Raw genomic sequence first — 11,974 nt, forward strand, 5'->3', positions numbered from 1 at the left:
GGTAATTAGTTGCGTTTTAGCGATGCAGAGGCGCTGGAATGCATTCCCCTGTAGGAGTGAGCCTGCTCGCGATGGCGTCCTTTCATCCACCATCAATGGCGCGGCTGATGGCCTCATCGCGAGCAGGCTCACTCCTACAGGGGAACGCATTCCAACTGTGGGAGCGAGCCTGCTCGCGAAGGGTGCGACTCGGTTGAAATGAGCAGATGCGCTCTAGAAATCCCGCTTGTAGAAAATATCCAGCGAACTCGCGACGCCGCTCGCCGCTTCGACGTAGACCTTCTTGCTCAGCTTGTAGCGCAAGGCGATGGTACTGGCCGGTTCGAAGACGCCGACGCCGTAGCGCAGGCTGAGTTTTTCGGAAATGTTGCCGCTGGCGACGACGCTGGTGTCGTTGCCGCTGCCCTGGGTGTCGAGCTGGAAATCCTCGATGCCCAGATCCTTGGCCAGCCCACTGGTGACCCCGGCGCTGCCCATCAGACCGAGGCCGAGCGCGGCTTGGGCGAGCATGTTGTTGTCTTCGCCGCTGGTGCTCAGCGGACGGCCCAGCACCAGATACGACAGCGCCTGTTCCTGACTCATGGCCGGTTCGGAAAAGATCTGCGTGGTCGGTTGTTCGGCGCTGCCGCTCAGGCGAATGCCGGCGATGACGTCGTCGGTCTGGCGGATCGCTTCGATGTCCAGATACGGCTGGTCGATGGGGCCGGCGAACAACAGACGCGCACGCCGTACCGTGAGGCGCTGGCCATAGGCGCGATAGCGGCCGTCGTTGAGCCAGAGTTCGCCACGGGTGTCCATATTGTCGCCGATGTGCACCTGGCCTTGCAGATTGGCGGTCAGGCCGAAACCGGCGAAGCTCAGCTTGTCCTGGCCGACGATCACGTCGATGTCCATTTTCATCGCGATCGGCGGTTTGCCCTCCTCGGTCTGCGCGCCAACGATGATGGTGTCGTCGGAGACTTTCACCGTTGATGGTGGCAGCTCGCGCACGGTGATTTCGCCTTTGGGCACCAGCACCTTGCCCGCAACCTTCAGCTCATCGCCGGCCATGGAAATCTTCAGATCCGGGGCCATTTCGAGTTTGGCGTAGGGTTCGACGCTGACGGGCAATTGCGTGCCCTTGAGCGCCAGATCGACCACCAGCGCCTGGCCCCAGGCGACGTTGCCGTTGAGGCTGCCCCGGCCGGTCTTGCCGCTGTTCCAGCCGCCGTCCAGACGCACCGATTCGCCGGCAATCGCCGCGGTCAGTTGCAGGTTCTGCAGCTCCATCGGCAGTTCAGCGCCGGACACTTCGCCGTCGCTGAGCTGCACGGTGCCATTGACCAGCGGCGCGAGCAGGCCGCCGGAGAGCGTACCGCTGCCGTTGAGCCGGCCGGTGAGTTTTTCCACCATCGGCACAAACGGCCGCGCCACCGACAAATCGAGCCCGAAGAGGCGGAACGAGCCAGTCAGCGGTTTGTTTTTCGGCAATGGATTGAGCTGCGCCTGCACCATCAATTCGCCGAGTTTGCCGCCGACAAAGTTGAGCTCGGTGTCGACGCGCTTGGGCGTGAGTTTGCTGCTGAGCTTGAGCGTCTGGTAGGGAAAATCCAGCCACTGATCCTTGTCGCGCACGCGCAGGGTGCCGCCGCTGGCATCGATACTGACCACGCCGTTCGGGCCGCTGGCCGGCAGGTCCAGTTGCAGATCGGCATTGAGCCGGCCCTGCCAGGCGAAGTCCTTGGGCAGCCATTGCGCGAGGCTTTCGATCGGGAATTGCTTGAGGTGATAGCGCAGCTTCGGCTCGGGCATCAGGCGCTGGTCTTCACCACACAGGCTCGCATTGCCGGACAGCCAGCAATGCGCGCCGAAATTGATCTGGCCGTCCGCCAGGCGCTCCAGTCTTGCCGGGTTTTGCAGTTTCCAGTCCTGGCCACCGGCCTGAATATCGCCGCTGGCCAAGCGACCGCGCCAGTTGCCCTTGTCCACATTGCCGTCCAGTCCCAGCGCCAGTTTCAGCTTGGGTCCGAGCAGATCGAGGCTGAGTTTCTGGCTCTTGATGTCGCCCTGAGCACTGGCGGTCAGGGTGCCCAGGGAGGTGTCGCCGGTGTGAATGCCGCTGCCTTTGAGATTGATTTTCGCTCGTTGCGCACTGTCGAGGGTGGCGTCGAGGTTGAGGCTTTGCAGGCGATTATCCTGAAAGGCCAGTTGCGAACCTTGCAGATCGAGCTTGCCCTGTGGCGCCTTCAGCGTGCCAGCGACGTTGACCTGACCGTTGACCTGCCCGCGCAATTGCGGCCATAGCTGCGCGAGACGCGGCAGCTTGATATCAATCTGCCCGCCGAGCTTGTCCTGCAGGCTGCCCTTGCCGCTGATGCTGTTATCGCCGAGGCGGATTTGCAGGGCATTGAGGTTCCACCGCTCGCCCGCGCCGTCAGCCTTGGCTTGCAGAATCGCCGGTTGGCCGCGCAGTTTGCCTGTGAGGTCGAGGTCGGCGCTGAGGCTCAGTCGCTCATTTTTCATCTCGCCTTTGCTCTTCAACGGCCCAGCCAGGGTGCCCGGCAGTTCCGCAACCCAGTACGCCGGGTTGAGCGCCGACAGATCCAGCGCGGTATCCCAAGCGATGCCGTCGGCGAAGCGCACATTGACGTGCCCTTCCGCCCTGCCCTGCCCGGCCTGCATGACCAGTTGCGGCAAGGCGATCTGTTCGAGGCTGCCGCTGAACGGACTGCTCAGGGTGAACGCCCCGGCCGGGCCATCCAGCGCAGCGTCGAAGTTGCCGAGGTACTGACCGTCGGTGTAGGACACTTCGCCGGTGAAGGTACGCAAGGCGACTTGTGGCTCGTCGATTTCTGGATAGAGGCGATGCCACGGGAAGTCTTGCCAGTTGATGTTGGCCTGGGCGCTGAGGCCTTTGCTCCAGTCGACATTGCCGGTGAGCTTGAGGCTTTGCTTGTCGCTGGCGTTGAGATCGAGCCCGGCGATTTGCGCGCCGCTGGCGTCGACCTTGCCTTTGAGCAGCAACGCCACCGGCGATTTTTCCGCGGGCAGCGTGGCGTTGCCGAGCAGTTGATAACCGTTTTTCAGGTCGCCTTCGCCGGTCAATACCAACTGGTTGAATTGCAGGGTGTCCGGCAGATCGGCGCTCGGTTTGAACGCGTCGCTGGTGATGCGCAACCTGGCCGGGAGGTTTTCCGCCAACGCTTGCAGCTCGCCGCTCAACTGGCCGTCGAGGTAGCCACGGCTGTCGGCGTGCAGGTTGAGGGTTTTCAGCAAATCGCCGTCGATTTTCAGCGCCAGGGTCCACGGCTCGCTGCCGGGCGCGGGCAAGGTCAGATCGCCCTGAATGTTCAACGGCCAGTTACCGCTCGGCTGCAGCAGGCCGGACAGGTTCAGGCTGAGTTCGTCACGCTGCAATTTCACGCTGTCGATCTGCAGACCCTGAGCGGTCCAGTGCGCCGCCAGTTGCAAGCCCTTGAGCTGTTCGCTGCCGTTGAACAACAGACTGCCGACCTCGACGTCACCCAGTTCAACGGCCAGCGGCAATTGCAGATCGGGCAGTTTGATCGGGCCGCTCTCGGTGGTTTCTTCGCTCGGCGGGAATTGCAGAATCACCTGATCGGCCTTGAGCTGATCGATGCACAAGGTCATGCGCGTCAGGCACAGCGGCGACCACGCAAAGATCGCCCTGTTCAGCTCGACGCGGCTTGTGTCCTGCTGCCACACCAAATGATCGGCGCTCCATTGGCCACCGAGGCGACCCTGGAAATTCTCCACGCTCAAACCCGGCACCAAGCCCAGCGCCCAGCGACTGCCCGCCTGCGTACCGAGCAGCGCGGCGAGGGTCAAGACGATCAATAAAACCAGCGCCAACAACGTCAGCGCCGTAATTTTCAAACCACGCTTCACAGCTCAGGCCCCATGGAAAAGTGCAGCCGGATGCCGCCGTCGTCGTCCAGCGCATGAGCGAGGTCGAGGCGGATCGGCCCGACCGGCGAGACCCAGCGCACACCTACGCCGACCCCGGTCTTGAGGTCGGGCAGTTCGAGTTTGTTGAAAGAGTTGCCCTGGTCGACGAAGGTCGCGACCCGCCATTTCTCGGCGATCGAATATTGATATTCGACGCTGCCGGCAATCATGTAGCGGCCACCGATGCGGTCGCCGTCGGAGTTTTTCGGCGACAGGCTCTGGTAGTCGTAACCGCGCACGCTCTGATCGCCACCGGCAAAGAAACGCAGCGACGGCGGGATCGAGTTGTAGCCATTGGTGGCGCTGCCGCCAACCTGCACGCGGCCGAGCAAGCGGTGCTTGTCGAAAACAGTGGTCAGGCCTTTGACCTGCGCGGTGCCATATAAGAGGTTGTTGTCCGAACCGAGGCCTTCCTTGGCCACTTTGCTTTCGAAGCTCAGGCGGTAGCCGTTGCGCGGGTCGATGCGGTTGTCGCTTTTGAGGTAGGAATAACTGATGCCGGGCATGAGCAACGTGCTCAGGCCGGAGTCGTCGCCGAGTTCGTATTCTTCACGTTGCCATTTCAGCGAGATCACCCGCTGCCAGCCGCTTGGCAACTTGCTGTGCCATTCCGGGCCGAAGGTCAGCAGTTTGCTCAGGGTGTCGGAGCCTTCGATGTCTTCGAACTGATAGCCGCCGGCCCAGCGCAGTTTGTCGGTCAATGGCGGGTCGAGCGGGATGTCATAGAACAGCCCGACGTTCTGCCGGGGCGCCGAGAGTTCGGCCTCCCAGCCATAACTGTCGCCCTGGGGATTGACCCAGTGACGCGTCCAGTTGGCCTTGATGCGTGGCCCGACGTCGGTCGAGTAACCGAGACCCAGGCCCATGGTGCGCGGCTTGCGCGTGTCGAGTTTGACCTCGACCGGAATCACCTGATTCTTCGCCGCCGTCGGTGCGGCGTCGACGCGTACGCCTTCGAAATAGCCGCTCGATTGCAGATCGCGGTTGAGTTCGGCGATCAGTTCCGAATCGTAGGGCTCGCCTGCCTTGAACGGCACCATGCGTTGCAGCAGGTCTTCGTCGAACGGCGTGTCGCCTTCGAAGCTGACTTTGCCCAGCGCATAACGCGGGCCGCTGTCATAGATCAATTCGATATCGGCGACACCCGCGCGCGGATCGACCATGAGCTTCTGGCGGGTGAAATGGCCGCTGAAGTAACCGAAGCGCGAGGCCTGATTCTGGATGACCCGTTTGGCGTCTTCGTATCGGCCATGGTTGAGTACCGCGCCGGACTTGAGCAGGTCGCTTTTCGGTACGCGGAAGGATTTCAGCGAGGCCGCCGGGCCGTCGACGCGCACGGTGACGTTGCGCAGGCGAATCGGCTCGCCGGGATCGATGTTCAGCACCAGACGCGGTTTTTCCCCGCCCTTGACGTCGCTGTCGATCTGCGGCTGGTAGTAGCCCAGCGCCTGAGCGGCTTTGCGCGCCTGCTCTTCGGCACCGCGACTGAAGCGCAGCAAGGCTTCTTCGTCGCGATCGCCGAGGCTGCCGATATAGCCTTCTATATTGGCCTTGAGTTCATCGTTGGACGGCTTGATCCGTACATCCAATTCACTTTGCGCCAGCGCCGCGCAGCTGGATAACAGCATCAGCACGCCGCTGGTAAATCTTCGTGGAAACTTCATAGGCGCGGATGCTATCACGGGCTCGGGAGCCTGATAGAACAGGTAATTTGTGAAGAAGTTCGATCATTATCCCGTGGCTGTTTGTAACACCTGCGGATTGGCGTGGAAAAATACGTGTTCACGCACTGGTCCGACGGCAACCTCGCCGATCTCCTGATAACCCTGCCTTTTATAGAATTCCAGGTAGCGCGGGTTGCCGGTGTCGAGCACCACCCCTTGCGAGGTTTCATCGACCGCGCACCAGTTGTGCACGGCAGTGAGCAGCTGTTCGCCGTAGTGCTTGCCCTGAAACTGCGGATGCACGCCGAGCAGCGGCAGCATGTGCACGGAGTCGCCAGGCACGCACGCGGCGACGGCATCGTGATATTCCAGATAACGCCGGGTGCAGCGAAACCCGGTGCTGAGCACCATGCGCAGGCGCCACGCCCAGCTCTCAGTCACCCCCAGGCGCCTTTGCGGCGGCGCAATCAGGGCGATGCCGATCAGGCGATCATTGACCAACAGGCCGATCGCCGGCAGGTCCTGGAGGAAATGCTGTTTGACCAGCTCACGCACCGTGGCCCGCACCCGTTGTTCGTAGCCGGGACGCTCGGCTTCGAACAGGTAGCCGAAGGTCGGCTCGTGGCGATAGGCCTGATACAGCAGAGAGCGGGCCTCGCGCGAATAGCCGCGGTCGAGCATGTGGATGGCGGCGCTGACGAACTGGGTTTCAGGCATGGCAATGATTCTCCCCGGGGCGCGCTCGGAGGCTGGCGCGCTTGTTGGTACGAACCTTGGGCGGGTGTGGTGGTTCTCCTGACAGGTTAGACCAGCCCTGGATCTTCATCGACTGGGAGGGCGCTATCGCGAGCAGGCTCACTCCTACATTTTGGAATGCGTTCCCCTGTAGGAGTGAGCCTGCTCGCGATAGCGTCATCACTAACAACATAAATCCCACAGGCCAAAATGATTTCTCCCACACTGGCCCATCTCCCCCATGTCAGCTAGCATCGCCCTTTTGCCAGGACTGCCGACCATGAAGATCGTTTCCTTCAACATCAACGGACTGCGTGCCCGTCCGCATCAGCTGGCAGCGCTGATCGAAAAACATCAGCCCGACGTGATCGGCCTGCAGGAAACCAAGGTTCACGACGACCAGTTCCCCCTCGAAGAGATCCGCGCCCTCGGCTATCACGTGCATTTTCATGGCCAGAAAGGTCATTACGGTGTCGCCCTGCTTTCGCGCAACGAGCCGATCGCCATTCATAAAGGCTTTGCCACCGACGAAGAAGATGCGCAGCGGCGCTTTATCTGGGGCACTTTCGCCGATGCCAACGGCGTGCCGGTGACGATCATGAACGGCTATTTCCCACAGGGTGAAAGCCGCGACCACCCGACCAAATTCCCTGCCAAGCAGCGTTTCTACAGTGATTTGCAAGCACTGCTGGAGAGCCAGTTCCACAACGAGCAGCCACTGGTGGTGATGGGCGATGTGAACATTTCCCCGGAAGACTGCGACATCGGCATCGGCCCGGACAACATGAAACGCTGGCTGAAAACCGGCAAATGCAGCTTCCTGCCGGAAGAGCGCGAGTGGATGGCGCGCCTGAAAAACTGGGGCCTGACTGACAGCTATCGCCACCTGAACCCCGACGTAACCGACATGTTCAGCTGGTTCGATTACCGCAGCCGTGGTTTTGAAGACGAGCCCAAGCGCGGCCTGCGCATTGACGTGATTCTGGCTTCCCATGGTTTGCTGCCACGGGTCAAGGATGCCGGTGTGGACTACGAACTGCGCGGCATGGAAAAGCCCTCGGACCATGCGCCGATCTGGCTTGAACTGGCCTGATTCCGGACTCAACACATTTCCCCTGTAGGAGTGAGCCTGCTCGCGATAGCGGTGGATCAGTCGACATAAATGTTGACCAGTAAATAGCTATCGCGAGCAGGCTCACTCCTACAGGGGATCAGTGTCATCTGAAAGTCATCTTTCTGACTTAATCTCCCCGGCAATCCCCTTGGCTTGATTCGGTGCCGGCATGACCCTGCGTGTTCTCTGCGTTTTCCTGTTGAGTGGCTGGCTGTCGGTCTACGCCGCCGTCCTGCCGATCCCCGAAAACGGCCCGGCGCTGCGCATTCAGGGTTCCAACACTATCGGCGCCGAGCTCGGCCCGGCGTTGGTCGAAGGCCTGTTGCAGGAACAAGGCCTGCTGAAAATCCATCGTGAAACGCCGGATACCGCCAACGAACAGCGCATCGTCGGTCAGACCGCGCAGGGGCAACGCGTGGTCATCGAAGTCGCCGCCCACGGTTCCAGCACCGGTTTCGCTGCGCTGAAAAACACCAGCGCCGATCTCGCCGCTTCTTCCCGGGAGATCAAGGACAGCGAGCTGCTCGCCCTGCAAACCCTCGGCGATCTGAAAAGCCCGGCGGCTGAGCAAGTCATTGCCATCGACGGTCTGGCGATCATCCTCAACCCGGCCAATCCGCTACAGCAGCTGGATACCGAACAACTGGCGCGGATTTTTGCCGGCGAAGTGAAAACCTGGGAAGACCTCGGTGGCCGTGGCGGCGCCATACATCTATATGCGCGGGATGATCAGTCGGGGACCTACGACACATTCAAGGAACTGGTCCTGAGTCGGCGTGGGAAAAGTCTCAGCAGCACGGCGAAACGTTTCGAATCCAGCGAGCAGTTGTCCGATGCGGTCAGCGCCGATGCGCAGGGTATCGGCTTCATCGGCTTGCCTTACGTACGTCAGGCGAAAGCCGTGGCAATCACCGATGGTGCGTCGCAAGCGATGTTGCCGCTGAACAGTCTGATCGCTACCGAAGATTATCCGCTGTCGCGGCGCCTGTTCTTTTATCTGCCGCCGGACACCCGCAATCCTTGGGCGCAGGCCCTGGCCACGTTCGCGCAGAGCCCACAGGGTCAGGCAATCGTCGCCGCCAGCGGTTTTGTCAGCCAGACCGTGCAGGCCATGAGCGTGGCGCCGAATGCGCTGATGCCCGAGGGTTACCAATCCCTCAGCCGACATGCCCAGCGTCTGACAGTGAATTTCCGGTTTGCCGAGGGCAGCGCCGGCCTGGACAACAAGGCGCGGCAGGATCTGGCGCGAGTGCTCGACTATATAAAGCGCAATGGCAAGACCGAGCGCGCGGTGACCCTGGTGGGTTTTGGTGACCTCAAGGATGACCCGGCCCGGGCAGACCTGCTGTCGAAGCTGCGGGCGATGGCGGTGCGCCGCGAGCTGGTCAGGAACGGCGTGGTCATGCGCGAAGTGCGCGGCTTCGGCGCGCTGATGCCGGTGGCGACCAACAGTGCGGATGAGGGGCGGATCAAGAATCGGCGGGTTGAGGTTTGGGTGTATTGACCCTGATGTTGATGTGCTGAATGTTCAGGCCCTTTCGCGAGCAGGCTCGCTCCCACATTGGATCTGTGGCGGTCACAAATCCTGTGGGAGCGAGCCTGCTCGCGAATTAGGCGACTCGGTATTACTGACCGCTACGCAACATTTCCTTCGGCACATACTTGCCGATCTCGAACTTGCCGATCGCCGCGCGGTGCACTTCGTCGGGGCCGTCGGCCAGGCGCAAGGTGCGTTGCATGGCGTACATATAAGCCAGCGGGAAATCGTTCGACACCCCGGCGCCGCCGTGCATCTGGATCGCCCGGTCGATCACCCGCAAGGCGACGTTCGGCGCCACAACCTTGATCTGCGCGATCTCGCTCTTCGCCACCTTGTTACCGACAGTGTCCATCATGTACGCCGCTTTCAACGTCAGCAGGCGGGCCATGTCGATCTCCATCCGCGAGTCGGCGATCTTGTCGATATTGCCGCCCAGGCGCGCCAGCGGTTTGCCGAACGCGGTGCGGCTCACCGAGCGTTTGCACATCAGTTCCAGTGCCCGTTCAGCCATGCCGATCGAGCGCATGCAGTGGTGAATGCGTCCTGGGCCAAGGCGGCCCTGGGCGATTTCGAAGCCGCGTCCTTCACCGAGAAGGACGTTTTCGTACGGCACCCGCACGTTATCGAACAGCACTTCGGCGTGGCCGTGCGGTGCATCGTCGTAACCGAACACCGGCAGCGGCCGGACGATCTTCACGCCAGGGGTGTCGACCGGCACGAGGATCATCGAGTGCTGGGCATGACGTGGCGCGTCGGGGTTGCTCAGGCCCATGAAGATCAGAATCTTGCAGCGCGGATCGCAAGCGCCGGAGGTCCACCATTTCTTGCCGTTGATTACCCACTGATCGCCATCGCGCACGGCGCTGGCGGCCATGTTGGTCGCATCGGAGGACGCCACGTCAGGTTCGGTCATGGCGAACGCCGAACGGATCTCGCCGCGCAGCAGCGGTTCGAGCCAGCGCTGTTTCTGTTCTTCGTTGGCGTAACGCACCAGCACTTCCATGTTGCCGGTATCCGGCGCCGAGCAGTTGAACGGCTCCGGCCCCAGCAGGGAACGGCCCATGATTTCCGCCAGCGGCGCGTATTCGAGGTTGCTCAGGCCGGCACCCAGTTCGGACTCGGGCAGAAACAGATTCCACAGCCCTTCCGCCTTGGCCTTGGCCTTGAGCTCTTCCATGATCGCGGTCGGCTGCCAGCGATCGCCCTCGGCGACCTGGCGCTCGAACACCGCTTCGGCCGGGTAAACGTAAGTGTCCATGAACGCAGTCACGCGCTCACGCAGTTCTTGCACCTTGGGCGAATAAGCGAAATCCATGGGTAGTTACCTTCTCGGGCAGAGGTTGTTCAAGTCATGCAATCGATGCTAGAACAGCACTGATAATTTACCTAGCCTATTCTCGGCGTGTATAAACATTCATCACCGATATATGATCGGCTGATCCTGAGCCCCAAAACACTTGCACTTAATAACAAGAGAAGCCGCGTTATGAACCTGAGCAAGGTCGACCTCAACCTTTTCATCGTCTTCGACGCGATCTACACCGAAGCCAACCTGACCCGCGCCGGGCAGATTGTCGGCATCACCCAACCGGCGGTGTCCAACGCCCTGGCCCGGCTGCGCGAGACCTTCAACGACCCGCTCTTCGTGCGTACTGCCCAAGGCATGGTGCCAACGCCGATGGCGCAGAACATCATCGGCCCGGTGCGTAATGCCCTGTCGCTGCTGCGTGTGTCGGTGCAGGAAAGCCGCATCTTCAACCCGGCGCAGGCAGTCAAGACTTATCGCATCAGCATGACCGACCTCACGGAAGCAATCATTTTGCCGCCGTTGTTCCAGCGTCTGCGCCGCCTGGCGCCGACGGTGATCATCGAAAGCTTTCTGTCGAAACGCCGGGAAACCACCAAGGAACTGGCGGCCGGGCGCCTGGATTTCGCCGTGGATGCGCCGCTCAATACCGACCCGCAGGTGCGCCACGTCAAGCTGATGGACGACCGTTACGTCTGCGCCATGCGCAAGGGCCATCCGATGGCAGGCAAGGAAAAACTCAGCCTTGATGATTATCTGTCGCTGACCCACATCCATATCTCCAGCCGCCGCAGCGGTCTGGGTTATGTCGATCTGGCGCTGGGCAAAATGGGCATCCAGCGCAAGATCGCCCTGCGCTCGCAGCACTATCTGATGGCCTCGCAGGTGATGCAGCAGACCGACATGGTCATGACCGTGCCGGAACGCTTCGCCCGTCGTCATGACTTGCAGGCGTTCAATTTGCCGGTGAATGATGTGCCGTCGGTGGAAACGCATTTGTACTGGCACGAAAGCACCGACCAGGACCCGGCCAACCGCTGGATGCGTGAGCAGATGATCGAGTTGTGCCAGCAAGTGACGGCGCAGGAGAAGAAGCTGGATAAGCAGGCGGTTTGAGGCAAATCAGAAGATCGCAGCCTTCGGCAGCTCCTACATTTGGAATGCATTCCCCTGTAGGAGCTGCCGAAGGCTGCGATCTTTTTCTTGCTTGACGTAAACGTAAACCACCGATTAGCTTAGCGCCATGCCCCTTTTCCGAGCGCTTTCATGAGCAGTCAGACCTACAGCATTTCCGACCTCGCCCGCGAGCTGGACATCACCACCCGGGCGATCCGCTTTTATGAAGAGCAAGGCCTGCTCAGCCCCGAGCGTCGTGGCCAGGAACGCATTTACTCACCACGGGACAAGGTCACGCTGAAGCTGATCCTGCGCGGCAAGCGCATCGGCTTTTCCCTCGCCGAATGCCGCGAGCTGATCGAGCTCTACGACCCGTCCAGCGGTAACACCCGACAGCTCAATAGCATGCTGGCGAAAATCAGCGAACGCCGCGAACAGCTTGAGCAGCAGTTGCTGGATATCGAACAGATGAAACTTGAGCTTGATACCGCCGAAGAACGCTGCGTGCAGGCGCTGGAGCAGACGCTTAAAAGCCAGGCGGTCTAGCAAAC

8 protein-coding genes are annotated in these 11,974 nt (G+C 61.1%); 4 read left to right on the forward strand and 4 right to left on the reverse strand.

Features of this window, described 5'->3' with window-relative positions; genetic code table 11:
* Positions 1-213: 213 nt before the first annotated feature.
* From LIS66_RS16775 to LIS66_RS16785, 3 genes are all read right to left on the reverse strand, one after another.
* Positions 214-3,888 carry a translocation/assembly module TamB domain-containing protein gene (locus tag LIS66_RS16775; protein WP_227972618.1) on the reverse strand — a complete coding sequence of 1,225 codons (3,675 nt, stop codon included), beginning with the start codon at positions 3,886-3,888 and terminating at the stop codon, positions 214-216.
* Complete coding sequence (locus tag LIS66_RS16780; RefSeq protein ID WP_064363644.1) at positions 3,885-5,612, reverse strand: autotransporter assembly complex protein TamA; 1,728 nt, start codon at positions 5,610-5,612, stop codon at positions 3,885-3,887. The genes LIS66_RS16775 and LIS66_RS16780 overlap by 4 nt, the downstream gene beginning before the upstream one ends.
* A 66-nt stretch (positions 5,613-5,678) precedes the next feature.
* Positions 5,679-6,329 carry a GNAT family N-acetyltransferase gene (locus tag LIS66_RS16785; protein WP_227972619.1) on the reverse strand — a complete coding sequence of 217 codons (651 nt, stop codon included), beginning with the start codon at positions 6,327-6,329 and terminating at the stop codon, positions 5,679-5,681.
* A gap of 298 nt (positions 6,330-6,627) precedes the next feature.
* Here LIS66_RS16785 and xthA point away from each other — a divergent pair, with 298 nt between their 5' ends.
* Both xthA and LIS66_RS16795 read left to right on the forward strand, forming a co-directional pair.
* Entirely contained in the window at positions 6,628-7,440 is an 813-nt protein-coding gene (gene xthA, locus LIS66_RS16790; protein ID WP_065616015.1) for an exodeoxyribonuclease III, read from the forward strand.
* 190 nt (positions 7,441-7,630) lie between these two features.
* On the forward strand, positions 7,631-8,965 hold the full coding sequence (locus tag LIS66_RS16795) for a substrate-binding domain-containing protein (protein WP_227972620.1): 1,335 nt from the start codon (positions 7,631-7,633) through the stop codon (positions 8,963-8,965).
* A gap of 121 nt (positions 8,966-9,086) precedes the next feature.
* Here LIS66_RS16795 and LIS66_RS16800 read toward each other — a convergent pair whose 3' ends face one another.
* Positions 9,087-10,316 carry an acyl-CoA dehydrogenase gene (locus LIS66_RS16800; protein ID WP_042609193.1) on the reverse strand — a complete coding sequence of 410 codons (1,230 nt, stop codon included), beginning with the start codon at positions 10,314-10,316 and terminating at the stop codon, positions 9,087-9,089.
* Between the two features lie 171 nt (positions 10,317-10,487).
* Here LIS66_RS16800 and LIS66_RS16805 point away from each other — a divergent pair, with 171 nt between their 5' ends.
* Both LIS66_RS16805 and LIS66_RS16810 read left to right on the forward strand, forming a co-directional pair.
* A complete protein-coding gene (locus LIS66_RS16805) occupies positions 10,488-11,423 on the forward strand; it encodes a LysR family transcriptional regulator (protein ID WP_064363647.1) in 936 nt (311 codons plus the stop codon).
* Between the two features lie 150 nt (positions 11,424-11,573).
* Positions 11,574-11,969, forward strand: a complete 396-nt coding sequence (locus tag LIS66_RS16810) for a MerR family transcriptional regulator (RefSeq protein ID WP_042609191.1) — start codon at positions 11,574-11,576, stop codon at positions 11,967-11,969.
* The last annotated feature ends 5 nt before the right edge of the window (positions 11,970-11,974 follow it).

Source organism: Pseudomonas sp. HN2, from assembly GCF_020736465.1.
In the GTDB taxonomy this organism is placed as follows: Bacteria; Pseudomonadota; Gammaproteobacteria; order Pseudomonadales; family Pseudomonadaceae; genus Aquipseudomonas; species Aquipseudomonas moraviensis_A.